Below are 26,997 nucleotides of genomic sequence, written 5' to 3'. Positions count from 1 at the left end.
GGAAAAAAGATGTCAACTAATGTTACAATTTCTTCCCAACCGATGTAACGGATTGTTATACTCAAATAGTAATCAGTTTTTGTTCTAATAATCGATTAATGGCAATACATATAGCAATTTTAACATGCGAGTATGTTAATCCCCCTTGAACGTAAGCAACATATGGAGGCCGGATAGGTCCATCTGCCGTTAATTCAATACTTGCACCTTGAATAAAAGTCCCAGCTGCCATGATGACATCATCTTCATATCCTGGCATGTAATTAGGATATGCCGTTACGTGGGAGTTTATCGGCGAAGCATATTGAATCGCTTGGCAAAAAGCAATCATTTTGTCTTTATCATCAAATTGAACAGATTGAATAAGGTCTGTTCTTTTGGCATTCCAGCTGGGCGAAGAATTCATCCCCAATTTCTCCAGCATAGCTGCTGTGAAAATTGCTCCTTTTAAGCTTTGCCCAACAACATGTGGGGCAAGAAAGAAACCTTGATACATTTCTTGTAAACTGTAAAGAGAAGCTCCTGCCTCTGCACCAATACCTGGAGATGTCATGCGATAAGAACAAGCTTTAACGAATTCCTCTTTTCCGACAATGTAACCACCTGTTTTAGCAATTCCCCCACCAGGGTTTTTGATTAAAGAACCTGCCATTAAATCAGCGCCGACATGGCACGGCTCCATATCTTCCACAAATTCCCCGTAGCAATTATCAACAAATACAACCACATCACTTTTTATTTCTTTAACAAAAGCAATCATCTTTTCAATTTCTTCAATGGCAAAGGAAGGTCTCGTTGCATAGCCCTTTGAACGCTGTATACCAATCATTTTCGTATTTGCATGAATAGACGCAGCGATTTTTTCATAATATGGCTGTCCATCTGGAAGTAAATCAACACTGTTGTAGTCGATATTAAACTCACGCAGTGACCCTGTCCCTTCCCCTCTTAACCCAACAATTTCTTCTAATGTGTCATACGGTTTCCCTGTAATATATAGAAGCTCATCGCCTGGTCGAAGGATTCCAAATAGCGCTGTACTGATAGCATGTGTTCCTGAAATAATTTGCGGTCTCACTAAACCAGCTTCCCCGCCAAATACTTCTGCATAAATACTTTCCAATGTATCACGGCCAATATCATCATATCCATACCCAGTGGACGGAATAAAATGTGATTCACTTACCTTGTGATTTTGAAAGCTTGCTAAGACACGAAATTGATTGGAATCAATTCTTTTATCGATTGATTGATGTACTTCCTTTATTTGTTGTTCCACTTCCATTACTAATGATTCTAGCTGTGTTCCATATGTTAACTGCATATACATTTATTTCTCCCATTCCTCTTTTTCTATCGACTTTTTATAGTTTAAAATAGCATGTTCTTTAAACGCATACCCTTTACACAAATAGTTTTGCGTTTCTTCATCAAAAATTAAGCTGCGCAGGACTGTTTCATTTTTTAGCTGCGACAATAATTTCCCATTATTACTTTCAACCGTTGTTTCATAATATTCCATGTTTTCCATCATCATTTGTTCAATTGTCTGCTTCAGCTGTTCCCGATCTTCTTTATTAAAAGCACTGATTAAAATACTTTCTGTTTTGGATGTAGGGACAAATTTTGGATGCACTAAATCTTTTTTATTATAGACCGTTAAATGCGGAATTGCGGGTATTTCCAAATCTTCAAGTAATTTATGTACGGTTTCCTCATGCTGATAATATTCCTCATTAGAGCTATCCACAACGTGAAGCAATAAATCTGCTTCTCGTACCTCTTCTAAAGTAGAACGGAAAGCAGCAACTAATGTTGTTGGCAAATCTTGAATAAATCCTACTGTATCCGTAATCAGTGCTGAAAATCCGCTTGGCAGTATAATTTTGCGTGTCATTGGATCTAAAGTTGCAAACAAAATATCTTCTTCAAATGAATCTGCTTCCGAAAGGCGATTAAATAGTGTCGATTTCCCGGCATTTGTATATCCAACTAAAGCAATTTGGAATGCTCGGTTTTTCTTTCTTCTCTCCCGATAGCGATCGCGATGCTCGACAATCACACTTAATTGCGTTTTAATATCGTCAATTCTTCGTCTAATGTGCCTTCTATCTGACTCAAGCTTTGTTTCACCTGGACCTCTTGTCCCAATCCCCGCTCCTAGTCTTGATAATTGCAGACCTTGTCCGCCCAAACGCGGTAATAAGTATTGTAATTGAGCAAGCTCTACTTGAAGCTTTCCTTCTTTCGATCTTGCTCGGGATGCGAAAATATCTAAAATAAGTTGTGTGCGATCAATAATTCTAGCGTCCAAATTTTTAGATACATTGCGCACCTGACTTGGCGATAACTCATCATTAAAAATGATTAAGTCTGCTTCTAACTCCTCTGCAAGCATTTCTAGCTCTTCTACTTTTCCTTTGCCAATATATGTAGAAGGATGAATTCGTTCTCGCATTTGCGTCAGCGTTGCGACAACTACTCCGTTTGCTGTTTTCGTTAAATTCGCAAGTTCTTCCATCGAATATGCAAATCTGGCAGCGTCATTTTGTGTCTCGCAGCCGACCAGGATTACTTTTTCTTTTTCTATTTTAGTTTCTTTCAAGTATGTAAACCTTCTTTCCATGTCGAACTTTATCTATTATAGCAAACAAACTGCGTTTCTTCTATTTGCTCCTTATAAGGTTACCCAAAAGATGTCTTAGTAAAAATGCCTTTTTGAAAAAACACAGAAAAAAGGCTATTCTACGAGAATTTCTACTTTGTAGAATAACCGGCTATCCTTATTTTTCATGGGAGCTTAACATTAAATCATTACTTCTTAGTGTCATAAGTTCGTATTTATCATAATTGCTTTCTAATAGCAGCCTCATCGCTTGCGCTCTTATCGATTTTTCGATGATATTACGAATATAGCGGCCATTCGAAAAGCTTTTTGGATGCTGGACGTTTCGTACATATGAAAGATGTTCTTTTAGTTTTTTTTCTGCCTCATGACTTAAGGCATATTCCCTTTCTTTTAACATTCGATCAGCAATTTCCATTAATTGATCTGTCGTATAATCGGGAAAGTCAATGACTAGCGGGAACCTGGAGTGAAGGCCAGGATTTAACGAGAGAAAAAAATCCATCTCTCTAGAATAGCCTGCTAATATTAATATAAAGTCATGCTGTTTATCCTCCATATGCTTGACTAATGTATCAATTGCTTCTTTTCCGAAATCCTTCTCTCCACCTCGACCTAAAGAATAGGCTTCATCAATAAATAAAATACCGCCCATCGCTTTTTTTACGAGATCCCTTGTTTTTTGTGCTGTATGTCCGATATATTCACCAACTAAATCAGCACGCTCGGCTTCAATTAAATGCCCTTTTGATAAGACATTCATTTTTTGAAAAAGCTTGCCAATCAACCTCGCAACCGTTGTTTTTCCAGTCCCTGGATTACCTTTAAACATCATATGCAATGCTTGTTTGCCTGTTTTCAGGCCACTTTCTTCTCTTTTTTTATTTACATAAATCCATGCGTATATCTCTTTTATCATTTTTTTCATTTCATCCATGCCAACAAGGCTTCCTAATTCCGCTTCAATTTCCCTAAGTGCTTCATGTTCACTCGGAACATTTCTGGGGATTGACTCAGCTTCTGGCTTTTCCTTTGGAAGAACCTTCTTTTTCTGTGAATTGATTACTACGCTGATCTGTCCATTATTCTTCATCCGGATTGGATGCTCCAAAAGCCACACCTCCTCTTAAAACAAAACGCTCAAACACTTGCCCATCAAAAGCATTATTTATGACTATTTATAAGCATTTACATCGATTCATACTGTTTGCTACTATTCCCCATTGTTAATGTATATTCAGAACCTTTGCTATTCATTAAACTATTTTAGATTATTTTTTAAGTCCTTTCGAGGAGACTTCTGGTGAGTCCATATATGGAGAAGGTTATTATGCTAAAATAAAGAAATATTTCAAATATTATGTTAAATGATAAAGGAGATTAAATGGCTAGCATATTTTTAACTTCAAACGGTTTTTTTACCGATACAATTAAAGCTGAATTCTTATCCGTACAAAATCAGAGCAGTTATTTTAGGACCTTGTATCAAGAGGTGCATCATTTCTCACCAGAATTATATAGAATGAAATGGAGTAACTTCAGGGCTTGGGGGTTAACTGATAGAGCTATCTTTCCTCATTATGTTCGAGAAGATATTTATAGAGACAATAGTGGTAAGAGCATGGAGGATCGTTTGAAGGAATTTGAAAGAGATACAAACAGCACTATTACTAGGTTAAAAGACAACCAATATATTCTTTTTCATATATAAGCAAAATCTCCATCAGCGGGCGCTTCCTTCCTTTCCACTGATGGTGACTTTTACAATGGATTCAGCCTATCTTTAATCTTCCATAACCTCGATTAATTCACGGTATATATCCACAAAATAATTCTCTAATAAATCTTCTAGTTTACCAGAAAGCTGATTATATTCCTCATCAGCCTTTGTATTTAACGAATAGAATGCTTCTTCAGGTATTTCTCCATTTTCTAATGCTTGAAAAAGATTCCATAATTTCTCTCCATACTTTTCTTCGATTAACGCATAAGCATCAGCGTTTATGTCTTTCAATATTCTTATCAGTTCTGCAAAGTATTGGTGTCCACCGACCTCTTCTATATACCAAGAAAACCAATGGAATAATCCTTCATGTCCTCCGCTTTCCATTTCCGAATAATAATTGTAAACCATATATACCTTATTGGCCGTTTCATTTTCTGCTGGAAAATTATATTCTGCCATTATAGACACCATTACATTCCAAATATCATGATTATTCATTAATTCAGTTTTTTTTATTTTCTGTAACAATGATATCTCTCCCTTTAGTCATATATTATAGATACATCAATAAAAAACAGACTAAACCTATATTTGATCTAGTCTGTTTCTCATTAAGCTATTCCATATTCATTTCCTTGTAAATGCCTATGTATTCCTATCTTTGACTTGAATGAAACAATAGGAATTTGAATTGTTCTATAATATCTTTTTTACTGAACTTGTGTGCCTTCTAAATCAATCTGTACATTTTTTTGTGGGGCAAACGTAGAAATCGCATGCTTATAAACTAACTGCTGCTTACCTTCTGATTCAAATAATACAGTGAAATTATCGAAACCTTTTATAAATCCACGTATTTGGAATCCGTTTAATAAGAATACCGTTACGTTTGTGCCATCCTTACGTAATTGATTTAAAAATTGATCTTGAATATTAACTGATTGCTTCATGAAAATCCTCCTCTTTTCTCTCTACTATTATGTATTCGATTTAATCTCTAGCATTCCTTCTAAATAAGACGAAATTTCCTGTATTTTTTTTGTAATGTCATTTGTTTTGACGGTATCTGTCATATCATACCATTGTACATTCATTTTATTGCGAAACCAAGTTAATTGCCTTTTGGCATATCTTCTTGAATTTTGTTTTAACTCTTCAATCGATTCATTTAAGCTTAGAAGTCCATCGTAATACTTATAGATTTCCTTATAGCCGATTGCCTGAATGGACTGACAGTCTCTTATGCCCTGATGATAAAAATGCTCCACTTCCTCTAACAATCCATTATCAAGCATTTGATCGACTCTTTTGTTAATTCGCTCATAAAGAATTTCTCTATCCATTGTCAGACCAATTAATGCAGCATCATAGAGCGCCTCTTGCTTCTGCTCTTTTTGGATTTCAGACATTTTTCTGCCAGTAACATGAAAGACCTCGAGTGCTCTAATTACACGTCGTACATTATGGTGGTGGATAGCAGCTGCAGCCTCAGGATCTATTTCCTTCAATCTGTCATGAATCCTTAAGCTTCCTTCTCTCTGTGCCATTTCTTCCAGTTTCATCCGAAAAGCTGGATCTGAAGCTGTTTCCTGAAACTGATAATCATATAAAACCGCTTGAATATACAACCCAGTTCCGCCAACAATAAACGGCAACTTTCCTCTTGCTGTAATCTCTGTTATTTTTTTGCGCACAAGCTCCTGAAATTGGGCGACGGAAAAACTCTCGTCTGGTTCTACAATATCAATTAAATGGTGCGGAACCCCCTGCATTTCTTCGGGAGAAATTTTTGCTGTCGCAATATCCATCCCCTTATATATTTGCATGGAATCTCCGCTAATGATTTCTCCGTCGTATTTTTTCGCCAGTTTAACGCTAAGATTGGTCTTTCCTACAGCAGTAGGTCCAATTAGCACCACAACTTTTTCCTTAATTGTCAAATGATTCAACTGCCTTTTGCCAACATTTAGCCATATCATATATAAGCTATTATTATTATTTTATCACATTCCTCCGTGCAGTTTAACCTGTAAGCATTATTACCAATCCTTTATGAAATATACAGAATTTTATCAATCAATCTTTATTTTTTTCTTCTCTTCTAAATAAACAGTTATATTATATGGATTGTTATGTATCATTTGGTTTATTTCTTCGCTATGAAAAAATTGATTGATGGAACGTATAATCTCTTGAGCAGCATCTTTCTTAATTCTTTATCCTCCACTACAAAAAATGTATATATTTCAATAGCTATTTTCTTTCTCTGAGGAATCGATACTACATCTTTCTATATGAAAATTTACTCCTCATAAGAATCCTTCCTCCAAACAAGGAGTTATATTTAACCATCTTTTATTACGTTCGACTCTTTCTTTATGATAATTGGAAACTGTCAAAGGAACTCTATAATTATACTTTTTTAAGATTGACTATACTCTCTTTATATCAGTCTGTTCTGTTACAAGTTCAATGGTGTTGGGAAAAGATATAATCAGATTCTGTTAATTCCCATTTTCAGAAAAATTCTCTGGAAAAAGTTTTATCCTTTTATTTGGCTTCTGTAAATACTTAATAAGCTTCTTCCTCCTCCCCAATTGAACGATGTAGGATATCTTGTTTTTTCATTCTTACATGCTTCGTCCAATACACCAACATAAACTTCCAATTCTACAAAATTAATTGCTTAAAGTTTCTCAATTTATTCAATAAGATCCCCTCCCTAACTATTTTGTGTCAAGCATCTAATTCTACTTCTTTTCTATTATCTCCATAGATTTTTATAATATAGGGAGCATGGTTAAAGAGTTTCTGAATGTCTTCATGTTGGAAAAAGATTTGTATAGATCTTTTTAACTCTTTGGCAGTTTCGATGTTTTTCGCTCGATCTTCATCTGTTGTGAAGGCTAATTCTGTAAATATATCGAATTTCAATTGCTCATCTTCATATGTTGGATACACATCATATACTTTATATTTTTCCTCCTTAAATATATAGGCTTCCAAAAGAGCTGGAGCAATATCCCACATTGCTTTTTCGATTTTTACAACGTCTGCACTAACCTTTCCAATTGAGAAATTCCATTCACTATCAAATTTTTTCATAATATTTTTGATTTCTTCCTTTATCATTGCTTCTTCTTCTTTTGGAATAGATTCAGATAAAAGGATTTCCGTTGATTCGCCAGATGAATAGGTTTGTTTATAATAATAGGTATTTGATGCAAGTAATTCGAATATTTCTTGTTCCATTTCCATCTGTTTATTCTCTGCCTTTTGTTCATCTGTTTGTTCTAGTTCTACTTCATTCAATTGGTTCATCTCTTCATACTTTATTTCGTAATCTAGGTCCCTATCCTTTAAATAAGATTCGATGAACATTGTTACCTCTTCTTTCTTTTCTAAACTCTCTGCTGTGCTAAATTGGACATATAAAATATTAGTTTCCCTTTCTGGATTGGTATAAATATCGGTATAGCCTTTTTGTTGAATCTCCCTTCCTAGCTGTAACACTCCTCCCTCCTTATAAATTTTATAAATATCCGGTCCGAGACTGACTCTCGTCTTTCCTAACGTTTTTTGATTAATGGATCCATTAGCAAGTAAAATAAATATCATAAGGATTAGGAATAGTGTCTTTCGCTTACCATTAATGCTTGATTCTATGTATTGGTTTTTCTCTTCAAAACGGAAAGAATCCAGTAAGTTTTTATTCACGAGTTTTATATCTTCTTTTATAACTGCTTCCACTTGTTCAATCGGTATTAACTTGCCATTATTTGTCCATACAAGTATGGCATCATAAATAATTACTTTCACTTTTCTCTCAGAGATATGTAGATTTCGCGCTATTTTTTTATAAGAAAAACCGTAGTAATACTTTAGTAAAAAAGCAACTCGGGCATTTACCTCAAGCAAACCTAATCGATTTAAGAGAGTACTAAAATCTAAGAATTTCTCATAAAATTGATTAGTGCGATTGTATTTAATATATTCCTTGATTATTGGTTTTGCCCATAAACGCTCAAAATGGTGAAAGGACCACTTACCCTTCACTTGATCTACCGCTCTATTTAACAATTGTTCTGCTAGTGCTCTATTTCCAGTTAATAAAAATGCTAGAAGATACCATTCATTTATATAGGCTTGTATATATTTCTTCCATTGTCTATGGCGTCTATTCAGGGTATGTTCCACCTTTCGTCATTCTCCATATATTACCTATATTTTAAAGGAAGATAGAATGCTTGTCATTAACAACTGTTTGAAAATTCAACTTACTTGGATTTGTTATTGAGATATGTAAAGGCATCTAAACTTAAGCACCAAAAAACTGCCTTTATTTTACAAAGCAGTTTTTTGCGTAAAACTTAGGATAATTCCAACATTCTATCCAATGCTATTTTTGCGTTAGACGCTGTAGGCTCTTCGACAATAATTCGATTCCTTTCAAAATTGTCTTCAATTGATTCTAAGCACCATACGAAATGAGGCAAATCAATCCGATTCATTGTTAAACAAGCACACATATATGGATTAAGGGAAATAATTTCTTTATCCGGGTGCTCTTTCATAATCCGATTAACTAAGTTCATTTCCGTACCAATAGCAAAAGCACTTCCAGGTTCTGCATTTTCGATTACATCAATAATATAATTGGTTGAACCAGCTAAGTCAGCTGCCGCGACAACTTCTCTGCTGCACTCTGGATGGACAATAATTTTCATGTAAGGATATTGTTTTCTAACTTGCTTGACATTGTTTACGGTAAAATTTTCATGCACAGAACAATGACCTTTCCAGAGTATTACTTTAATATCTTCTATCACGCCTTCATAAACAAGTTCATTTTTGGCCGGATCCCAAATGGCCATCTGTTCTAAAGGAACCCCTAAATTATAGGCAGTATTTCTTCCAAGATGCTGATCTGGTAAAAATAGTAATTTTTCCTTTTTTGTAAAGGCCCAGGATACCATTTTTTCAGCATTAGAAGAGGTTACGGTTGCTCCCCCATTTTCTCCGACAAAGGCTTTAATGGCTGCTGTTGAATTTACATAGGTTAGTGGTATGATCGTGTCTCCGAATAATTCCTGCAGCTTGGTCCATGCTCGATTAGTCTGATAAATATCGGCCATATCCGCCATCGAGCAGCCCGCCCGCATATCTGGCAAGTAGACTTTCTGCTTCACTGTAGTAAGGATATCAGCTGTTTCTGCCATGAAATGAACCCCACAAAAGACAATAAACTCTGCTTCAGTATTTTCAGCCGCAACTTGCGCTAGCTTTAAGCTATCCCCTGTAGCATCGGAAAATTGAATGACTTCATCCTTTTGATAATGATGACCTGGAATAAATAGTTTTTTGCCTAATCGATTCTTTACACAAACAGCTCTCTCTTCTAATTCCGCGTTTGTCATGGCTAAGTATTTCTTTGGTATTGTATTCGATGCTTGCAGCCCCTCTAAAAGATTCATTTTCCTCTCCCCTTTTTATCTTTAATCAAAGCTTACTTTCACACTAATATCTAACGCTTTCACCGAATGGGTTAAAAATCCTAATGAAATATAATCCACTCCACACTCTCGATAGGAAGCAAGATTTTCTAACGTAATTCCTCCAGATGCTTCTGTTGTGACAGTTTCTGGTACATGAGTAATCCACTCCACGATTTCTTCAGGCTTTCGATTGTCAAACATAATCACATCAGCGCCAGCAGCTAAAGCTTCAAACATTTGTTCCTTTGTTTCCGTTTCAACTTCTACCTTCACCATATGGCCAATTGACTGTTTAACCGCTTTTACAGCATTAGCGATCGAACCGGCAAAGGCAATATGATTATCTTTAATCAACACCGCATCATACAATCCAAAGCGATGATTATGTCCTCCGCCAACTGTTACTGCATATTTTTCTAACATTCTTAATCCTGGGGTCGTTTTTCTTGTATCACTTATTTTTGTATAGCCACTATTTAATGTTTCTACTGCTTCACGTGTTTTTGTGGCGATACCACTCATTCTTTGGACAAGATTTAAAGTAACTCGCTCTCCTTTTAATAAATCACGAATCTTTCCTTTTACTGTCGCCAATTTTTGACCTGCTTCCATTCGGTCGCCATCATGGATAAGCATTCTGACTTCTGTGGCAGGATTTAAAACCTGGAATCCTGCCTGAATAATCTCTTCCCCGCAAAAAACTCCATTATCTTTCGCTAAAAATACGATTTCTCCTTGCTGCTCTTGTGGAAAAATCGCATCTGTTGTCACATCACGTTCACCGATATCTTCTATAAAAAATGCTTCCAGTAGTTTCTGCAATTTTAATTGGTTCATTTTGATTCTCCTTTGTTTGTTCTCGATTCATACAGACCTTTTTCTTCATCCATTCATTCTTTTCCATAGGATAATCAGAACGAAAGTGGCCCCCTCTGCTTTCTTTTCTTTCCAACGCAGATTTTGTAATTAGAAAAGCAGTTAAAAGCATAAAGTACTTTTCTATCTCCTCGACTGACTTATTTTCTAAAGAGATCTGTTCCAGATTGGTTATTCCGAAACCTTCAAGCCATTCAAGATGCATCTGTAAGTGGATTCCATTACGGACAATGCCTGCATACTCCATCATTCGATTCTGAATCTCTCCTCTTTCTGGCAAAATCGGAAAGAAATTTGCCTTCTTTTCTTCGGTTTTGCATTGAAACATTTTCGCTTTTATTTTTGTTTTTTTTTGAAGGAGTGTCGCAAGGCTTTTCCCCATATATAAACCCTCTAAGAGAGAATTGCTGGCTAAACGGTTCGCTCCATGAAAACCTGTACAAGCTGCCTCACCAATTGCATAAAGATTATTGATATTTGTTCTTCCATGCAGGTCTGTATCAATTCCTCCCATTAAAAAATGACTCCCTGGCGCAACCGGAAGCAACCCTTTCTGCAAATCAATGCCCGCTTCTCGACACATATTTGCAATCGTAGGAAATCTTTCTTGGAAATTTGCAATCATTGAAATATCTAAATAAACTGGTTCCCCACTTGATAAATACTGATAAATTGTTTGGGAGACGATATGCCGTGGCGCTAAGTCTTTATATGGATGGACATGTTCCATCACGTACTCACCAGAAGCTGTAACTAATCTTGCTCCATCTCCTCTGACAGCTTCTGAAATCAGTCCAATCGTTTTTCCGTTGACATAAAGCAGGGTAGGATGAAATTGTATAAACTCCATATCGCTAATATTTGCCCCAGCTAAATAAGCAAGCGCAATTCCATCTCCCATAATGGTGGAAGCACTACTCGCATAGGTGTAAAGATTTCCACAGCCTCCTGTTGCAATAACAGTATGAGCGCTATAAAATTCTGTTCGCGTGCCATCTGCTAAAATCCCTTTTGCGCCAAAGCATTGTTTAGTATTAGTATTTACCATTAATTCATAGACAAAAACATTTTCAATGATTTTAATATTATTAGTCTTCGTTTTCACTAAATACTGCATCAGTTGTTTTCCCGTAGTATCGCCGCCACTGTGAACTATTCTGTTTTCCGAATGAGCACCCTCCATTCCTAATGCAAGATTTCCTGCCATATCCTCATCAAATGCGCATCCACCCTGCCGTAAATCATTTATTAAGAAGGGTGCTGCATTTGTAATTTCCGCTACTACTTCAGGATTATTGTGAAAGCGTCCAGCTTCTAAAGTATCAAGTGCGTGCTTTCTATAATCATCTGAATCTCCCATGCTTGCAGCAATTCCACCTTGAGCTAAATAAGAATTGCTGATTTCGATATTAGATTTTGTGAGAATAATCACATTGAAGTCAGTTGAAAGCTTTTTAGCTAGCTGCAAGCTAGCGATTCCACTACCGATAATCAATACATCTATGGCCATTTTTCACCATCCTATTTTACAAGTGTCTTGACACCTATATTTACATAGATTTAAAATTATGGCAAGGGTTTTTTGGAAAGACTTTTAGCTTTGAATCTGAATCCTGTAAACTACTGATCTTTTTGGAGGAATTTTTGATGAAATATTTTGACTATGCAGCAACTACTTCTTTAGATCCCGATGCTGCTTCTACTTATGTCGAGGTTGCTTGTAAATACTTTGGGAATTCGAATAGTCTTCATGATATGGGAGATACAGCTAGTAGAATCGTAGAGAATTGCCGTGATGAATGGGGAAGATTAATAAACGTAGATAAAAATGGCATATACTTCACAAGCGGCGGTACAGAAAGTAATTTTCTTATTTTGCACAGCTTACTAATGGGAACAAAAAAGGAAGGAAAACACCTAATTACATCAACAGCAGAGCATGCTTCTATACATAGTGCGATGCATGTCTTAGCTGACAAAGGCTATGAAATTACATATTTGCCATTATCAAAAACTGGCTTAATCGATACTCGGTTACTAGAAGAAACAATTCGTCCTGATACCGTGCTTGTTTCTATCCAACATGTAAATTCTGAGATTGGTGCAATCCAGCCTATAAAAGAAATCAGCACGATTTGTAAAAGATACCACATCCTTTTTCATAGTGATATGGTGCAAAGTTTTGGAAAAATAGAGGTTAAAGAAGTAACCCCTTATGTCGATGCATTATCCCTCTCAAGCCATAAATTTTATGGACCAAAAGGCGTCGGTATTGCCTATATTAATCCGAATGTTCCTTGGATTCCAATAGTATTAAATGGCAGCCACGAAAATGGCTTTCGCTCTGGCACAGTTAACACAGCTGGGATTGCAAGTATGACTGTCGCTGCCCAAAAGGCATGTTCTACAATTTCGAAAAACGAAACGAAGCTTTCTAAGTTCCGAAAATTATTTACGAAGATGATTCCGAAAGAATCCGTTACTATTTTTGAATGCACGGATCAATATCCAGGAATTATCGGATTACGAGCTAAAGGGATAGAAGGTCAATGGCTAATGCTTGAATGCAATCGTCGTGGATTTGCCATTTCAACTGGGAGTGCGTGCCAGGTCGGAAAACAAGCCCCTTCCAAAACAATGGAGGCATTTGGATTAGCAGTTCAAGAGGCAAAAGAGTTTGTTCGGATATCGATGGGCAAAGACACCAAGGAAGATGATGTAAGGGATTTGGCCAATACGATTAAACAACTTGCAATAAAGAGTTCACTTCCTAAGTAACCTTTTAATGGAAAGCCATACCCCCTGATATGTTAGGCTTTCCATTGCTTAACGAAATTATTTCTTCAGAATTAAGAAAGAATCTTTGTCATGATATAGTCAGATTGTTCTTCATTCCCCATATAAAAAGAGTGAGCACCAGTCTGAACAAAACCAAACTTTTGATAGAATCTAATGGCTTTTTTATTTTTTTCCCATACACCAAGCCAGATTTTTTTTTTGGATTCCTTCTTAGCAATATCAATAGCTTTATTCATTAGAACTTGTCCAAGACCATGTTTTTGAAATTTCCCTTTTATATAGATTCTTTCTATTTCTAGTGAGTCTTCTCCCATTTGTTCAGATTGTGCGTCCATCCTATTTATCTTTAAATATCCAGCTAGTTCTTTATTTAAATAGACAAAATAGAATTGTGAAGAGAGATTGGACAATTCCTTTTTCAGTTGCTCTAAGTTAAAAGCTTTTTCCAAATAATCTTTCATATTTTCTGGTGAATTTTGATTCCTGAAAGTCTCATCAAAAGTTTCCAAGCTAATATCTTGCAGTTTATGTATATCAGCGATTGTACATTTTTCAATATAAGTCTCCATAGAATACCTGCTCTCCTTCCGTCTTAATAATTGCGCTTATTGCCTTTTTTTACATATTCCCAGTCTTTTTCTATATTTTTTCTTACTCTTAGAAGGAGGGTGAACAAGATATCCACCTCCTCTTTAGACAATCCAGCTAATGCTATTTCATTTGAATAATCATTTTCGCTTTTGATATATGGATACACTTTTTCTCCTTTTTCTGTTGGAAATAGTCTTTTTATTTTCTTGTTATGTGGATCATCTTCTTTTGTAATGAATCCATTAATCTCCAATTTTTTAATTGCTCTTGCAGCCGTTGTTCGATCTACTTTAATCATTTCAGCTAACTTCTCTTGAATGATACCGGGATTTTCAAAAATTCTTACAAGGTATAAATATTGCCCCCTTGTAAGATTATATTCTTTAAATTCGATATTACTAATTGAATCTAGCGCTCTTCCAATCATTCCAATCTCTCGAAGAATTTCTTTCACCTTTCCAACCCTCAATCCTTTTTGTTGTATTTACAATAAAAATAATTAAGTTTATTTTAATCCTTTTTTGCTGTATTTGCAATAAAATAATTAAGAATTAATTACTTTTTATGCACTTTATATAAAGATGCTTATGCAAAAAATCAGTTGGCTCTATAGAGTCAACTGATTTTTAGACTTTAGACAAATTTTTGTATTTTAGAAATAGAATGATAAATTAGCATAGTTATCATTCTCCTTGAATGGTGGAATATTGCTTGCAGCGGGCCTAGTCCATAAATTAAACACTCTCAAGGAATACATGCAATATCAATTCTGCTTTCAAATATATTTTTGTTGAAAACTTTCCTTTATTCATTAATAGTTAAAAAGTAGATTCTGGATGATTAGGTTTCTCCTCAAATACATTATTATTAAGATATTTATGAAAAAACCACTCTCCTATTCCTATTACTACAGCTGATAGAATTGCTGCAACACTCAGGTTATTATCATCTGCAAACATGGATTTACCCATTAAATAAATGATAAGAACCGTCAATATTGCATCTGAAACTGTCGCTATTATGTTACGCTTTACAAATGCTGCATCATCGCCGATTTTTCTAAAGATGAACAAATCACCAATAATGTAAGCAGCAATCGTCAGAACAATGCTGATCCAAAGCGTATTGCCAAATTCCCCATCAAAGATTCCAGTAAGAATAATCCCTAATACTAAGAGGATCATTATTAGCTTAATAACAATCGCCTTCAAATGATTCATCTACATCCCTCCGTGATTTTTATACCTAATAAATACCACGGAAATTTTATGTTAATCCTCTAAGAAAAGAATTTATTATGGTAAATTCTAGAACAGTCTATTAACTTTATCCTATTTATCGCTTCTTTAACATTTTTTTAATTCTTACATAAAAATGGCGCAACTATGAAATATTAATATAATATCAAAAAAATAAAATTGTATTTGATATATGCACTTGTTGGAGGAGTTTTTATGAAGAAAATCAGTCATGATGTAGAACTAACCACAGCTGAAATAGCGAACCTTTGGACTCAATACATAAATGATTCTTTATCCATATGTATTCTTACCCATTCAATTGAAAAGGCAAAAGACAAAGACATTAAAGAAGTACTTAACTTTTCCCTTAGTCTTGCTGAATCCCATATTACTAAAATTACTGATTTCTTTACTAAAGAGAACTTTCCCATTCCCAAAGGTTTTTCAGTGGAGGAAGATGTTAATTTAAATGCTCCTTCTATCTTTACTGACGCTTTTATTATAGCGTATTTACATGTTATGACCTTACTGGGATTAACTGGATATGCAGGTGCCGTTTCTACATCATCAAGAGATGACCAGTTAGATTACTTTATTCAATGCAACAAGGAAACGATGGAGTTACATAAACGAATCGTTTCCATCATGTTAAATAAAGGATTCTATAGTAAAACCGCTAGAATTAATACACCAGAGCAAGTCAAATTTGTCGATGACCAGAGTTATTTAGCTGGATGGTTTGGGAAAAAACGACCATTAAATGCGATTGAAATAAGTGGTATGAGTTTTAACATGAAAAAAGACATAGTAAAAACCGTTTTAGAATTAGGATTTGCTCAAGTTTGCCAAACAAAAGAAATTCAAAAATATTTTGAAAGAGGTAAAAAAATTTGTTTGAACCACTTCACTACTTTTAATACTATCCTTAGAAAGGAAGACTTATCTTCTCCGAAAACATGGGTGTCGGAAGTAACAAATTCCACCGTTCCCCCTTTTTCTGATAAATTAATGTTATACCATATTGTTACATTGGTTTCTTCTGCAGTTGGCTATTATGGTGCTGGCTTATCTGTTTCTCAAAGGAGAGATATCGCCGCAGAATATACGAAATTCATGGCTGAAGTGGGTTTATACGCCGAAGATGGATGTGAATTATTAATAAAGTATGGATGGCTAGAGCAACCTCCGTTAGCTGATAACAGACAGACTTTAGCAAATAATAAAGAATAATTCTTACTGCTAGATTTACTAGTTAGGAAAAAAATATATGGAGCATAGTCTCACAGGCTTTGCTCTATTTTTAAGATCCATTTGAAGATTGCTCTTTATTTCATTTCCTCTTTAATACTTTGAGTCAAGCATTTACTAATATTATCTATTTACATAGATATATCTTTCATCAATGTTTACTTACTCCTTTTCAAATCCTGTTTTTCTATTAATTGTAGAAATTTATTCTTCGTTTCTGGATGATAAGTAATAATTTCACCATTATATATAACTGTAAATACGCCGAAGGGTGTTGGAGACTGATGTTGTACCATTTCATTATCGTTCATTTCAAGTACTGTTACATTTAAGCCGTGCTCATCTGCTGCAGCTTGTAAATTATCAACTGCATCCTGCGTGAACGGACATTGGTTTGATTTGAACACCGTAATCCCATTATCATATTCGTTTGCTAGTTGCGGCCAATCAATAAAGCTAGGTTTCCGATCATTTTGAAAAGCATAAGCCATTAATTCAAAATCCCCTTTTTTATCCACTTGATTGAAGCCTTTTTTTTCAAAGATAGTTTTGTCTGGTAACCAGCTTTTCTTACTAGTGACTATTGTAATACCATCTAAATGTAATTCTCTCGCATCCGTTATACATTCCTCTAAGAGCTTGCTACCATAGCCCTTTCCTTTGCTCTTGCCAACGATCCAGAAGCAATGAATCACCATATATTTCTTGGCATTTATCGCTCGCCAAGTAAATTCACCGGGAATATATTCAATAAACCCTCTTTGTCGACCGTCTTCTAGAAGGATTTTTACTTTTAACCCATCTTTAAACCGTTCCTTCAGCCATGCTAGTTTATTTTGATACCCTTTTGATTTTGGTTTGCTTCTCATACAAAAAAATCCGTATTCATCCACGTTTTCAGCATTTACATTCAAGATTTCAAACATCGTCTCTCCTCCGTATCTTTTAAATGGAATGTTCATCAACTATAGACATTCTCCTACAGATTGCTTAATGCTTCTTATAATCCATTTTTCTTCCCTAATACTTTCCCCATAATCATAAAAGGATCCTCAGTCTTATTCAGTATGAATGCATTCTTAATAACAGTCCATCCTAAGCCAGTGTATAAACTTTGTGCCGCTGTATTCGTTACTTGTGTCGTTAATACAGCTGTTTTATTGTCTACACCAAGCAACAAATCTCTTATTAATTTACTTCCAAATCCTCTTTTTCGATGCAAGGGATGAATAACTAATTCAACTACTTCAAAGCAATCTTTCAACCAAAAATCGTATTCTTCCTGACTGAGCTCATTAGAAAGCAGTGTATGATAGTATTGTTCTGGTAAAGATATATATCCATATACAAACCCTATTAGTCTCCCTTCTGCTGAAATTATCCTATTCCCCCTAAATCCTTTATACTTAATGTGTCTTACTAAAGGTTCCTTAATAGATTTATTCCATACACTTTTATACAGCTCTTCCATTTGTTCTATTATGATGTTATCTTTCTCTATTGATAACACCCGAACCATTTTGTCGCACCTCCCTCCTTGCTATAGTTTCATTTTCAGCCCTTCATGTGTTGCTTGAAAGCCTAATCGTTCATAAAAACGCAAGGCATCTGGTCTTTGTTTGTCAGTCGTAAGCTGAATTAAATGACAGCCTCTTTCTTTGGCACGCTCGATTGCCCAGTTAATTAGTTGAGTACCTACCCCTTTTCCTCTTACAGAAGAGGCAGTTCTTACCCCTTCAATAGTCGCTCGCCATCCTCCTTGATGGGTAATATATGGAGTAAATGTAATTTGTTGAACCCCAACTACTTCATTTCCAAAACATGCTACCACTAATTCATTATTGGGATCTTCTGCAATAGCTTGAAACGCTTGCAGATAACTGGCAGGTAGTGGCTGTTCATAACGCTCTCGCTTACTGCCTAAAACATCATCAGCAAGCATAGCTACAATCTGATCTAAATCTTGTAATACTGCTAACCTAAACTCTAATGACTCCGTCACTTTATTTCCCCCTTTAGTAAAAAACTATTTCGATAGTTCTCAATTGTTTATCCAGTCGTTTGAAAAGCTAATAGACCTAACGACTATAATATAAAGGACAGTAATTTACTTTTCAGCTCCTATTTTAGATTAAAGCCACTCTGCAAACCAAGCCACATAGTATGCTGCTGGTAAAAAGATTATTTGTGCTACTATGGTACCGATAAATTTAGAACTAACCATTGTTAATGAGTAACTTTTCAAATAGATGTAGTCCGTTTGTTTTTTCATGACGCGATCGGCTAACACAGACGCCTTTGGATCAATAAATAAGGTCAGAATGATGGTGGCAATCCCGTTTATTACCCCTGAGGACATTAAAGCTGCCTGAGAAACTTTTGCAGGAACTAACATGGAAGCATATATGGAGGATATGACACCCGTCGTAAATATAGCTGAAATAATGACATTTAATACAAATAAACGCTTTGGAACTGTGTTTAAGGTAATTCCTCTAAAATAGGAAATTCTCGGTAATTTGAGACATTTTACAAGCTTTTTCCAATTGTTTTTCTTGAATAATTTAGAAAAAAGAGCTAGCATGGACCCTCTTTCATTTGCTAATTGAACAATGGCTCGTGAAAAAATATTAATAAATGTTGGAAACAACAGGATTCCAAATAATACTCCCAATGATGTTACTCCTATCAAAATTCGATATTGCGCCGCAATAAAAGTTAATTTGTCTGCCCCTTTGGGAACTTCTGCTATCAATTTTGCTGTTAATGGCTGTTGAAACATAGTGGAAAATCGCGAAACAATAACCATTGTGCTAAATAACGATATAGCAGTAGCAATTAACCTTACTCTCGTACCAGATATTCTTGTTGAATAGGCCAATGTTTCTACCATTGTAATCACTAATAGTAAAATAGAAATAATGATGACCTTTGACGTTATTAATTCCATAAAAACTCCTTTAATTTTTATTCTAGCTACATTATAACTCTTTTTCTGAAATTAACTAGAAATATTTACTAAAGTTGATTTTACATTAAGTAGATGTTGTTATTGCAATAAAAGGACACCAATAGAAGTGTCCTTTTCTTTATATGTATTTATTTTAAAGGCTATTTTGCTGTAACTTTACGATATACAATATAATTCGCAGTGTTCAAAATAATTGTTACAGAAAGTAGAACTGCAGTCGCAACCACTACCCCACCTGTTGTGTCCATCATTGCACTCCAATCCTCCATTTTTACAAGATAATAGCTATAGATAATCTGAAAAGAGATAGAAATCGCACAAGCACTCATGCTAAGAAAACAAATCATTAGCCCATTTCTCTGAACTTTCTCTTTATTTCCCATTAAGTTTGTAGCCGGCAATATCCAAGCAATTAAACCAAGCACCAGGCTCCCAATATTCAGTAAACCCATTATATTTTAGTGCCTCCTTATTATATACTTTTCATATTTAAAAGCCCTAGAAGTATATTCCTTTATTCAGTGTATAGATAACTCTTTATCCTAAAACTAAATTACTTCCTTATTTGATATCATTTTTTAACCATTTAAACCATCTTCCATGTCCGTCTGTTTCTGCAATGGTATTTTCACTCTTCTTACCGGCCATATAATAATCTAAGTGTAAGTATCTATCTTGAATATTATTATAAAGATGAAATACTTCTCTGTGCTTCCCGATTTCTTCCACGCTTTGTAACAGAAGCTCCTTCCCTTCTCTTGGTATTTGATTCGCTACATGGGTATGAAAGATGCAAATGGCACTGCCCTCTGGAATAGTTTCGGCATAATATGGCAGCATGCTTACTCCATCACCGCTCACTACGTTCAAAGCACCTTCTCTTCTGTAATCTGCCGCTTTTTCAAATAAGAATAATCTCTCTCTATGTTCTGGCCATATCAATGCTTTTAGCCATAATTCTTCGTCTTTGTCATGTAAATCTATCGTATGTAAATCAAAACCAATCCTTGCCGTAACAGGAGGAGAAGTTTTCAATAAGAATGGCATATTTTCTCCTATTACAGTCGCAGTAATTGGCAGTTCTGACTCTGAATTTCCATACCATTCTTTACCGTATGAATAGGCATACTTATCCCACTGAAGCTGAAATCCTGCACTAGTGCCTATTTCGATTAACGCTAGCGGTTTCTTTGCTAGATTATATATCATACAAAAAGCAGGATAAAGGTAAGAACATCTTCTCACCTCATTCGTTTGGACTAACTTCGTTTGGAGAATCCATATAATCTCCTTTTGATATTTGAGGCAGAAATCTTTAAAAATAGGAAACGCAGCCTTAGCTGTTTTGGGATTCTCTGTGATACTAGGGTAATAATCTTTTAGCGAGTGATTGGTCCCCTTTAACAGTAGGTAGTGAACTGCACCAAATAATAGATTTGGGACAGGCTGCCCCTCTCTAGCACATTTAGCAATATTAAGAAGCGTTTTATCCATTGCAATTTGTTTTGACAAAAGTTCGTAAATGAAGCTTGATCCCTTACATTCCTTTTCTGCAAAGGTTAAAAATGTTTGAGTCAGCATTTCATTAGTTTGCATTCTCCTAATCATCCCCTCATATGAATTGTACTCTCCCCTGTTTAATGCTGTATGTGCTTAAATGCTTAAAAATTTTCTCTACTTATTATATGTAGTTTGGCTGATTTCCACCTTGCTTTGGCTGATAAATTCGGTGTTTGGCTGATTTCCCTCTTACTTTGGCTGATAATTTCGGCGTTTGGCTGATTTCCTTCATACTTTGGCTGATAATTTCGGCGTTTGGCTGATTTCCCTCTTACTTTGGCTGATAATTTCCTAGTTTGGCTGATTCTCCTTTTACTTTGGCTGATAATTTCGGCGTTTGGCTGATTTCCCTCTTACTTTGGCTGATAATTTCCCAATTGGGCTGATTCTCCTCTTACTTTGGCTGATAATTTCCTAGTTTGGCTGATTCTCCTCTTACTTTGGCTGATAATTTCGGCGTTTGGCTGATTCTCCTTTTACTTTGGCTGATAATTTCCTAGTTTGGCTGATTTCCCTCTTACTTCGGCTGATAATTTCCCAGTTTGGCTGATTCTCCTCTTACTTTGGCTGATAATTTCCTAGTTTGGCTGATTCCCCTCTTACTTTGGCTGATAATTTCCTAGTTTGGCTGATTCTCCTCTTACTTTGGCTGATAATTTCCTAGTTTGGCTGATTTTCCTCTTACTTTGGCTGATAATTTCCTAGTTTGGCTGATTTCTTTCATACTTTGGCTGATAATTTCGGCGTTTGGCTGATTCTCCTCTTACTTTGGCTGATAATTTCCTAGTTTGGCTGATTTCCCTCTTATTTTGGCTGATAATTTCGTTATTCAGCTGATTCCCTTCATATTATGGCTGATATTATATACTTCTCTATTTAATTGAGAGCCTATTAATTTATTCAACATAACTCCCCATTATAATTTCAACTCCAAATATCTAGAATTCTCATATTAAATAGAAATAAAGCATAGTAGACTGCTTATCGCCACCAATTAAAAAGATTTATTGATATTCAACTTCTTTATTACTCGTATTGCTCGTTCCCCAAAGAGATGAATAATTAAATTAGACTTAACACTTAGACAAAAATAAATACTTATTCCCACAACCATACAAACAATCACTATAATACATGCGTCTAACTTAGCTTGAGTTGATAAAAATAAAGTTAATAGCATATAGGTAATTAGTGTTCCAATAAACATAACGAGTGTAAAGAATCCGATTTGCAGTACTCTATTGATTACTAATTTTAAAGAATAGCCAGCAAACTTTTTTATTGCATAAAAATTAATAATAATTGCCACTAAATATCCTATGCTTGTTGCTATTACTGCCCCACTTGTTGCAAAAATTTTGATAAGTGGTATGTTCAGACATAATTTCACAATCAAACCTACCAACAAACTTATAATAGTATATTTTTGCTTATTTATTCCTTGAAGGACCGCTGCTGTAATAGAGAAAAGGGAAAAGAGAATAGCTACCGGAGCATATATTCTTAATATGTCTGTACCAAGTTCTTTATGATGATAAAATAAGGTATAGACCGGTTCGGCAAGCAGCGAAAGACCTACAACAGCAGGTAATGTAAAGAATAGAACAATCTGAATTGTTTGATTCACTTGTTGAACTAAACTGACATGATCTTTTTCTGTATATGCTTTCGTAATAGCAGGCACTAACGTTAATGAAAAAGCAGTTGCTAAAGAGACTGGAATAATGACAAGTTTATGAGTATTTAAAGTCAAAACACCAAATGCAGTTACTACTTGATCTTTTAAGCCAATAGATTCCATTGCACCTTTGAAAGTAAGTTCATCAATAAACTGGAATAATGGATTTGCAAGACCTACAAAAATAAAAGGGATCGCATATACGATAATCTCTTTGTATATTTCCTTAAGGGAAACATCAATAGCTCCTTTATTTTCTAAAAGAAGCTTATTAAGATGGGGTTTTCTTTTGGACCAATACCATAATAAGACTACTAAACTTCCAACTGCCCCTATAAATGCCGCAAAGGTTGCTACACTGACAGCAGTAACTAAACTTCCTTTTAAGAGATTTAATATAATATAGGCACCAGAAAGCATAAAAATAACTCGCACAATCTGCTCAACTACTTGAGAAACTGCCGAAGGTCCCATTGATTGATGCCCTTGAAAAAAACCTCTAATCAAACTCATAAATGGAACAATCAGTAATCCAAAGCTAACCGCACGAATAACAGTTGTCCCATCTTGAACACTTACATCGGCGTTATCTGGAATGCTAGCTGCTGCTAAAATGGGCGCAAAGAAATATAAAATAACAAATGCGACAATTCCAGTACAACTCATCATAATAAGCCCAGATTTAAATAATTTTCTCCCTACTGCATACTCCTCTAGAGAATTATATTTAGAAACAAACTTTGCCACTGCTAATGGCAAGCCAGCAGTGGCTATACTGATAAAAATAGAATAAGGGATATAAGCCATTGAGTATAAAGCATTTCCTTTTTCCCCTACTATATGATAAAAAGGAATAACATAGAGCATGCCAAGAACTTTTGAGATAATTGTTCCTAGCGTTAAAAGAAATGTTCCTCTTAGAAGTTTTGATGATTCCATTAAATCCATCCTTTTAAATATCTTTTCAAATAAATAAACCTTTAAAATTAAGTTTAAGTGGCATTAACCCCACTATAATTCTTATTTTTCTGAAATTCCATTTGCCAACAACAAAAAATATGTCCAAATGGTTATTGGAATCATCAAAATAATATTAGATAGAATACTAAAAATTTTTATGCTTTTATTATTAGATTGTATACCTATAATAAGTGAAACAAGTAGACCTAAGTCAATTAATAAATATAAGGATATTGGTATCCACAGAGTTAAATTAGACCCCCTTACAAAAAGAAAAACTGCAATTGAGGCTAAGAATAAGAATAATGTTAAAATAAGGGATATAAATTCTTTCTTATTTTTTTGTGACAAGTTTTCCCCTCCTTTATTAATAGATTATAAAGTACTCATTGAAAAAAGACCAATATATGGTAATAAAATATGATGCAAATTAAATAAGATATAGAGCGTTTAAAAAGTGATGGAATTAATCGCCCTTAGAAGAACTCCTCTTGGTGCTGCAATAACTATGAAGTAAAAAATGTCTAGAAGATTGAGCTTAATAATTGCTTCGTTTTTTTATCCTATCATATTACCTGCAGGATATAATTTTTCGATTGTCTTACGAAAACTGTTTATTACTTCTCTCCCAGATGCTAAAATATGGTAACAACTATGTAGTGCTTTCAACAAATATCCGGCATGATGCTGAGTTTATAAAATTAGCAGATTAATAAGTACATCTTCTATATCCTCATACATAACAAGAGATTAACTTATTGCATTTGAAGGGAGTATATATGAATAAATGGGCTAGAAAACTATTAAATACCTCTAGGGGAAAATTCGAAATTTTTATTAAAGGGCAAGGTGAACCTCTTTGTATAACCCATCACTATGCAGAATTTAATGAGACAGGAGATTATTTTGCAGAATCCTTTGTCGATACGCATGAAGTATTTCTTGTTAATCTCAGAGAAGCAGGTAGCTCCGATAAGGCTACTCAACCGTATGAACTAGGGTTACTAGAGTCTATCTTCGACTTAGAAGCAATACGGGAAGCATTAGGATTTAAAAAATGGAACTTGGCAGGACATTCCACTGGGGGTATTCTAGGAGTTATTTATGGGATATATTGCTCTAACAGTTTGAGAAAACTTGTTTTAGTAGGAGCTGCTGCAAGAGAATCCTGACTGTATATACAATGATAAACATCCATCCTTTAAGAAAATGCAAGATTTGATGGAAAAGATAAAACAATCTGATTTATCAATTACAGAAAAGATGAGAATTACGAAAGAACGAACAAAGTTATCCTTATATACTCCTGAAAACTATGGAGAGTATTTTTCCCTTCCCATTCAAAAGAAAATATCCTCGATTAGACTGAACTATTTTAGCCGGGAAGTGCAACTTTTTGATGTTACTAGGAAGCTTAAGCTGATTTCAACTCCAACATTAATCATATGTGGAAAATTCGATGTTCAGTGCCCTCTTTCCTATTCGCTTGAAATGAATGAGTGCATTCCTCATTCGAAATTATTGATATTTAATCAAAGCAATCATTATCCGTTTCTAGAAGAAGCTTCACGATTTAAGGATGAAATAGATGCATTTATGGGGGGAATTTCATGCAATTAAAGAAGATAGATATTGATATGATCGCTCGCTCGTTGCTTACTTCTCTGATCTCCGCTATTTGCGTTAGTACGATTTACCTTATTAGTTCTTCTTATTTTAGTTTGTTGGGAATACTAATATTTAGTTTTATTTTCTTTTGCTTTTATTTGGTTATCGCGTCGCCGCTGCAAATTTTGCTAAATCAAAGACCAAAGAAATTTAGTATTCTCTACCTCGCGATCTATAATATTTTTTCTGGGGTTGTCACATGGATTGTTGCCATGTTTTTTGATATGAAAGATCCTTTCCATTCTTCCATCTTTTATTTTCTATTTATTTTGTGTGCATCTCTTTTTTGGATAGTTGATTCTCTGTTACTTCAGAAAAAAGCGGAATAAATATTGAAATCTGGTGTAAGAAATAAGGAGGAAACCGATGAAAAACTCATTACAAATAATAGCAGAAGCTTCTTATTCATTAAATTTTTTGGTTTATGTTCAAAATATCTTTCTCAACCAAAATAAAAATAAGGATAATTGGAAATTCCCCTATCTCCTAACAACTTGTGAGTTTCGAAAGGATTTTTTATTACAGTATCGCGGCTTATGGACTAAGATAACGAAAAGTATTTCTGAGAATAGAGATATTGACCAGGATATTTTCTATAATGAAAAACACTTATTTTATCATGAATTGTGTGATGTTACTGTCGATAATCTAACTGCTTTTAATCAAATATATGATTCCTTTTTCACTTGGTGGACAAGTCTAGCAGGTGGATTTTCCATTGAAAGGGCTATGGGCGAAACAATAGAGCATATCTATCATGATGTTTCAACTAAACTATTAGAAGAAAAAATCATCCCCAAAAAACCATTACATATTAACTTTATTTATGATAATTCTATAATAGAAGATTTAACCGCTTTTTCCTATTTCGCTGTATTATCAATAAATGATTGTATACTTCATTATAAAGAGGCCGTTGCTCGAATTAAGATTTGTGTAGATTAATTAGCTTCTATAATGGATTCAAAGTTATTTTTCATTTATAGAAGCCTTAACTTAATAACAAACTACCTACTTCTTCCCAGTCCTTCACTCTCGTTATTCGTTCGTGCTTACACATTTGATTGTATGGCTTATCAAGTAGCAATACATCTATTCCACTATTTGCAATAGAAAATGCATGGGCAGGGTTGTCTTCAATAAATAGAGTGACATTATGAATTAAAGCACATTCAGGCTTACCATTTATATATTCTGAAGCGCATACTATATCATCTATGGGCAACTTATTTTTAACAACCCAAAGTTCCGCTGAATTCATCCAAGCTTTTGACCTGCCCGTCATGATTGATAGTTTTGAAGTTTTGCTTAGTTCACTAAGTACATCAATTAAAAATGGATATGGTTTAGCTGAATGCAGTTCCTTTTGATTGTTTGTAAAAAAATCTACAAATGCTTCAAAGGAATATCCATATAAATCCGAAACTCCGTACTCTACCATTTCTTCGTAATCCAAATTTTTGTTATGTATTTTATTTAAAAGTTTTACAATCGATTTTCTCATATCAACAAGTGTATCATCAAAATCTATTCCAATATGGTTCATATAGCCCCTCGC

The 26,997-nt window shown here is 34.7% G+C and carries 27 protein-coding genes and 1 pseudogene; 6 read left to right on the top strand and 22 right to left on the bottom strand.

Features of this window, described 5'->3' with window-relative positions; translation table 11 throughout:
- Nucleotides 1-61: 61 nt before the first annotated feature.
- The 3 genes from NSQ92_RS08635 to spoVK all read right to left on the bottom strand — a co-directional run bounded on the left by NSQ92_RS08635 (nucleotide 62) and on the right by spoVK (nucleotide 3,737).
- Nucleotides 62-1,330, bottom strand: a complete 1,269-nt coding sequence (locus NSQ92_RS08635) for a methionine gamma-lyase family protein (RefSeq protein WP_341152575.1) — start codon at nucleotides 1,328-1,330, stop codon at nucleotides 62-64.
- The gene (hflX, locus tag NSQ92_RS08630) at nucleotides 1,331-2,626 is read right to left on the bottom strand and encodes a GTPase HflX (RefSeq protein WP_047944751.1); all 1,296 of its coding nucleotides are present in this window, start codon (nucleotides 2,624-2,626) and stop codon (nucleotides 1,331-1,333) included.
- A 157-nt stretch (nucleotides 2,627-2,783) separates the two neighbouring features.
- A complete protein-coding gene (gene spoVK, locus NSQ92_RS08625; protein WP_047944749.1) occupies nucleotides 2,784-3,737 on the bottom strand; it encodes a stage V sporulation protein K in 954 nt (317 codons plus the stop codon).
- A 273-nt stretch (nucleotides 3,738-4,010) separates the two neighbouring features.
- On the opposite strand from spoVK, the gene NSQ92_RS08620 reads away from it, so the two are divergent.
- Nucleotides 4,011-4,337 (top strand): hypothetical protein, encoded by a 327-nt coding sequence (locus NSQ92_RS08620; protein WP_047944747.1) that lies wholly within the window; start codon nucleotides 4,011-4,013, stop codon nucleotides 4,335-4,337.
- A gap of 72 nt (nucleotides 4,338-4,409) precedes the next feature.
- Here NSQ92_RS08620 and NSQ92_RS08615 read toward each other — a convergent pair whose 3' ends face one another.
- The 7 genes from NSQ92_RS08615 to nadB all read right to left on the bottom strand — a co-directional run bounded on the left by NSQ92_RS08615 (nucleotide 4,410) and on the right by nadB (nucleotide 12,233).
- Nucleotides 4,410-4,880, bottom strand: a complete 471-nt coding sequence (locus NSQ92_RS08615) for a DMP19 family protein (RefSeq protein ID WP_167555750.1) — start codon at nucleotides 4,878-4,880, stop codon at nucleotides 4,410-4,412.
- Between the two features lie 182 nt (nucleotides 4,881-5,062).
- Nucleotides 5,063-5,302: an RNA chaperone Hfq gene (gene hfq, locus NSQ92_RS08610; protein ID WP_031538267.1), complete on the bottom strand. Its 240-nt coding sequence runs from the start codon at nucleotides 5,300-5,302 to the stop codon at nucleotides 5,063-5,065.
- A gap of 27 nt (nucleotides 5,303-5,329) precedes the next feature.
- Complete coding sequence (gene miaA / locus NSQ92_RS08605) at nucleotides 5,330-6,292, bottom strand: tRNA (adenosine(37)-N6)-dimethylallyltransferase MiaA (RefSeq protein WP_285850552.1); 963 nt, start codon at nucleotides 6,290-6,292, stop codon at nucleotides 5,330-5,332.
- Nucleotides 6,293-7,088: 796 nt separating this feature from the next.
- Entirely contained in the window at nucleotides 7,089-8,549 is a 1,461-nt protein-coding gene (locus tag NSQ92_RS08600) for an RNA polymerase sigma factor (protein ID WP_341152574.1), read from the bottom strand.
- 173 nt (nucleotides 8,550-8,722) lie between these two features.
- On the bottom strand, nucleotides 8,723-9,826 hold the full coding sequence (gene nadA / locus NSQ92_RS08595) for a quinolinate synthase NadA (protein ID WP_336045337.1): 1,104 nt from the start codon (nucleotides 9,824-9,826) through the stop codon (nucleotides 8,723-8,725).
- Nucleotides 9,827-9,847: 21 nt separating this feature from the next.
- Nucleotides 9,848-10,684: a carboxylating nicotinate-nucleotide diphosphorylase gene (gene nadC, locus NSQ92_RS08590; RefSeq protein WP_095257384.1), complete on the bottom strand. Its 837-nt coding sequence runs from the start codon at nucleotides 10,682-10,684 to the stop codon at nucleotides 9,848-9,850.
- Entirely contained in the window at nucleotides 10,626-12,233 is a 1,608-nt protein-coding gene (nadB, locus tag NSQ92_RS08585; protein WP_095257385.1) for an L-aspartate oxidase, read from the bottom strand. The genes nadC and nadB overlap by 59 nt, the downstream gene beginning before the upstream one ends.
- 137 nt (nucleotides 12,234-12,370) lie before the next feature.
- Here nadB and NSQ92_RS08580 point away from each other — a divergent pair, with 137 nt between their 5' ends.
- Nucleotides 12,371-13,501, top strand: coding sequence for an IscS subfamily cysteine desulfurase (locus tag NSQ92_RS08580; protein WP_144581364.1), 1,131 nt, complete (start codon nucleotides 12,371-12,373; stop codon nucleotides 13,499-13,501).
- Between the two features lie 71 nt (nucleotides 13,502-13,572).
- Here NSQ92_RS08580 and NSQ92_RS08575 read toward each other — a convergent pair whose 3' ends face one another.
- The 3 genes from NSQ92_RS08575 to NSQ92_RS08565 all read right to left on the bottom strand — a co-directional run bounded on the left by NSQ92_RS08575 (nucleotide 13,573) and on the right by NSQ92_RS08565 (nucleotide 15,333).
- A complete protein-coding gene (locus NSQ92_RS08575) occupies nucleotides 13,573-14,091 on the bottom strand; it encodes a GNAT family N-acetyltransferase (RefSeq protein WP_095257387.1) in 519 nt (172 codons plus the stop codon).
- Nucleotides 14,092-14,114: 23 nt separating this feature from the next.
- Nucleotides 14,115-14,567, bottom strand: coding sequence for a MarR family winged helix-turn-helix transcriptional regulator (locus NSQ92_RS08570; protein ID WP_095257388.1), 453 nt, complete (start codon nucleotides 14,565-14,567; stop codon nucleotides 14,115-14,117).
- Between the two features lie 364 nt (nucleotides 14,568-14,931).
- A complete protein-coding gene (locus NSQ92_RS08565) occupies nucleotides 14,932-15,333 on the bottom strand; it encodes a DUF2512 family protein (RefSeq protein ID WP_144581363.1) in 402 nt (133 codons plus the stop codon).
- A 234-nt stretch (nucleotides 15,334-15,567) separates the two neighbouring features.
- Between NSQ92_RS08565 and NSQ92_RS08560 the strand changes: the two genes are divergently transcribed.
- On the top strand, nucleotides 15,568-16,584 hold the full coding sequence (locus NSQ92_RS08560; RefSeq protein WP_341152573.1) for a DUF3231 family protein: 1,017 nt from the start codon (nucleotides 15,568-15,570) through the stop codon (nucleotides 16,582-16,584).
- A gap of 176 nt (nucleotides 16,585-16,760) precedes the next feature.
- Here the strand turns inward: NSQ92_RS08560 and NSQ92_RS08555 are convergent, their stop codons facing one another.
- The 8 genes from NSQ92_RS08555 to NSQ92_RS08520 form a co-directional block, all read right to left on the bottom strand.
- Nucleotides 16,761-17,528, bottom strand: a complete 768-nt coding sequence (locus NSQ92_RS08555) for a GNAT family N-acetyltransferase (RefSeq protein ID WP_047944759.1) — start codon at nucleotides 17,526-17,528, stop codon at nucleotides 16,761-16,763.
- 74 nt (nucleotides 17,529-17,602) lie between these two features.
- Nucleotides 17,603-18,121, bottom strand: a complete 519-nt coding sequence (locus tag NSQ92_RS08550) for a GNAT family N-acetyltransferase (protein WP_341152572.1) — start codon at nucleotides 18,119-18,121, stop codon at nucleotides 17,603-17,605.
- Between the two features lie 21 nt (nucleotides 18,122-18,142).
- The gene (locus NSQ92_RS08545) at nucleotides 18,143-18,604 is read right to left on the bottom strand and encodes a GNAT family N-acetyltransferase (RefSeq protein ID WP_047944731.1); all 462 of its coding nucleotides are present in this window, start codon (nucleotides 18,602-18,604) and stop codon (nucleotides 18,143-18,145) included.
- 129 nt (nucleotides 18,605-18,733) lie between these two features.
- Nucleotides 18,734-19,552, bottom strand: coding sequence for a lipid II flippase Amj family protein (locus NSQ92_RS08540; protein WP_047944730.1), 819 nt, complete (start codon nucleotides 19,550-19,552; stop codon nucleotides 18,734-18,736).
- 161 nt (nucleotides 19,553-19,713) lie between these two features.
- A complete protein-coding gene (locus NSQ92_RS08535; RefSeq protein WP_217275696.1) occupies nucleotides 19,714-20,025 on the bottom strand; it encodes a hypothetical protein in 312 nt (103 codons plus the stop codon).
- 109 nt (nucleotides 20,026-20,134) lie between these two features.
- Nucleotides 20,135-21,169, bottom strand: coding sequence for a DUF2332 domain-containing protein (locus NSQ92_RS08530; RefSeq protein ID WP_341152571.1), 1,035 nt, complete (start codon nucleotides 21,167-21,169; stop codon nucleotides 20,135-20,137).
- Nucleotides 21,170-22,127: 958 nt separating this feature from the next.
- Complete coding sequence (locus NSQ92_RS08525) at nucleotides 22,128-23,750, bottom strand: putative polysaccharide biosynthesis protein (protein ID WP_341152570.1); 1,623 nt, start codon at nucleotides 23,748-23,750, stop codon at nucleotides 22,128-22,130.
- Nucleotides 23,751-23,831: 81 nt separating this feature from the next.
- Nucleotides 23,832-24,122: a hypothetical protein gene (locus NSQ92_RS08520; RefSeq protein WP_047944934.1), complete on the bottom strand. Its 291-nt coding sequence runs from the start codon at nucleotides 24,120-24,122 to the stop codon at nucleotides 23,832-23,834.
- 428 nt (nucleotides 24,123-24,550) lie between these two features.
- Here NSQ92_RS08520 and NSQ92_RS08515 point away from each other — a divergent pair.
- The 3 genes and pseudogenes from NSQ92_RS08515 (at nucleotide 24,551) to NSQ92_RS08505 (ending at nucleotide 26,384) form a co-directional block, all read left to right on the top strand.
- A pseudogene (locus NSQ92_RS08515) lies at nucleotides 24,551-25,391 on the top strand (alpha/beta fold hydrolase).
- Complete coding sequence (locus NSQ92_RS08510) at nucleotides 25,382-25,768, top strand: UPF0715 family protein (RefSeq protein WP_144581356.1); 387 nt, start codon at nucleotides 25,382-25,384, stop codon at nucleotides 25,766-25,768. Before NSQ92_RS08515 ends, NSQ92_RS08510 begins: the two are co-directional and overlap by 10 nt.
- 37 nt (nucleotides 25,769-25,805) lie before the next feature.
- Nucleotides 25,806-26,384, top strand: coding sequence for a hypothetical protein (locus NSQ92_RS08505; RefSeq protein WP_061800431.1), 579 nt, complete (start codon nucleotides 25,806-25,808; stop codon nucleotides 26,382-26,384).
- Nucleotides 26,385-26,430: 46 nt separating this feature from the next.
- On the opposite strand, the gene NSQ92_RS08500 is transcribed toward NSQ92_RS08505, so the two are convergent.
- Nucleotides 26,431-26,985, bottom strand: a complete 555-nt coding sequence (locus NSQ92_RS08500) for a 5' nucleotidase, NT5C type (protein ID WP_047944939.1) — start codon at nucleotides 26,983-26,985, stop codon at nucleotides 26,431-26,433.
- Between the last annotated feature and the right edge of the window lie 12 nt (nucleotides 26,986-26,997).

The organism is Niallia sp. FSL M8-0099 (assembly GCF_038006945.1).
Classification (GTDB): domain Bacteria; phylum Bacillota; class Bacilli; order Bacillales; family Cytobacillaceae; genus Niallia; species Niallia circulans.
This window is presented reverse-complemented; position numbering and strand designations above follow the sequence as displayed.

Excerpts from the sequence above, each read along its gene's own strand:
- NSQ92_RS08635 (WP_341152575.1), bottom strand. The coding sequence starts at position 1,330 with ATGTATATGCAGTTAACATATGGAACACAGCTAGAATCATTAGTAATG.
- hflX (WP_047944751.1), bottom strand. The coding sequence starts at position 2,626 with ATGGAAAGAAGGTTTACATACTTGAAAGAAACTAAAATAGAAAAAGAA.
- NSQ92_RS08620 (WP_047944747.1), top strand. The coding sequence starts at position 4,011 with ATGGCTAGCATATTTTTAACTTCAAACGGTTTTTTTACCGATACAATT.
- hfq (WP_031538267.1), bottom strand. The coding sequence starts at position 5,302 with ATGAAGCAATCAGTTAATATTCAAGATCAATTTTTAAATCAATTACGT.
- nadA (WP_336045337.1), bottom strand. The coding sequence starts at position 9,826 with ATGAATCTTTTAGAGGGGCTGCAAGCATCGAATACAATACCAAAGAAA.
- nadC (WP_095257384.1), bottom strand. The coding sequence starts at position 10,684 with ATGAACCAATTAAAATTGCAGAAACTACTGGAAGCATTTTTTATAGAA.
- nadB (WP_095257385.1), bottom strand. The coding sequence starts at position 12,233 with ATGGCCATAGATGTATTGATTATCGGTAGTGGAATCGCTAGCTTGCAG.
- NSQ92_RS08580 (WP_144581364.1), top strand. The coding sequence starts at position 12,371 with ATGAAATATTTTGACTATGCAGCAACTACTTCTTTAGATCCCGATGCT.
- NSQ92_RS08575 (WP_095257387.1), bottom strand. The coding sequence starts at position 14,091 with ATGGAGACTTATATTGAAAAATGTACAATCGCTGATATACATAAACTG.
- NSQ92_RS08565 (WP_144581363.1), bottom strand. The coding sequence starts at position 15,333 with ATGAATCATTTGAAGGCGATTGTTATTAAGCTAATAATGATCCTCTTA.
- NSQ92_RS08560 (WP_341152573.1), top strand. The coding sequence starts at position 15,568 with ATGAAGAAAATCAGTCATGATGTAGAACTAACCACAGCTGAAATAGCG.
- NSQ92_RS08555 (WP_047944759.1), bottom strand. The coding sequence starts at position 17,528 with ATGTTTGAAATCTTGAATGTAAATGCTGAAAACGTGGATGAATACGGA.
- NSQ92_RS08550 (WP_341152572.1), bottom strand. The coding sequence starts at position 18,121 with ATGGTTCGGGTGTTATCAATAGAGAAAGATAACATCATAATAGAACAA.
- NSQ92_RS08540 (WP_047944730.1), bottom strand. The coding sequence starts at position 19,552 with ATGGAATTAATAACGTCAAAGGTCATCATTATTTCTATTTTACTATTA.
- NSQ92_RS08535 (WP_217275696.1), bottom strand. The coding sequence starts at position 20,025 with ATGGGTTTACTGAATATTGGGAGCCTGGTGCTTGGTTTAATTGCTTGG.
- NSQ92_RS08530 (WP_341152571.1), bottom strand. The coding sequence starts at position 21,169 with ATGCAAACTAATGAAATGCTGACTCAAACATTTTTAACCTTTGCAGAA.
- NSQ92_RS08525 (WP_341152570.1), bottom strand. The coding sequence starts at position 23,750 with ATGGAATCATCAAAACTTCTAAGAGGAACATTTCTTTTAACGCTAGGA.
- NSQ92_RS08510 (WP_144581356.1), top strand. The coding sequence starts at position 25,382 with ATGCAATTAAAGAAGATAGATATTGATATGATCGCTCGCTCGTTGCTT.
- NSQ92_RS08505 (WP_061800431.1), top strand. The coding sequence starts at position 25,806 with ATGAAAAACTCATTACAAATAATAGCAGAAGCTTCTTATTCATTAAAT.
- NSQ92_RS08500 (WP_047944939.1), bottom strand. The coding sequence starts at position 26,985 with ATGAACCATATTGGAATAGATTTTGATGATACACTTGTTGATATGAGA.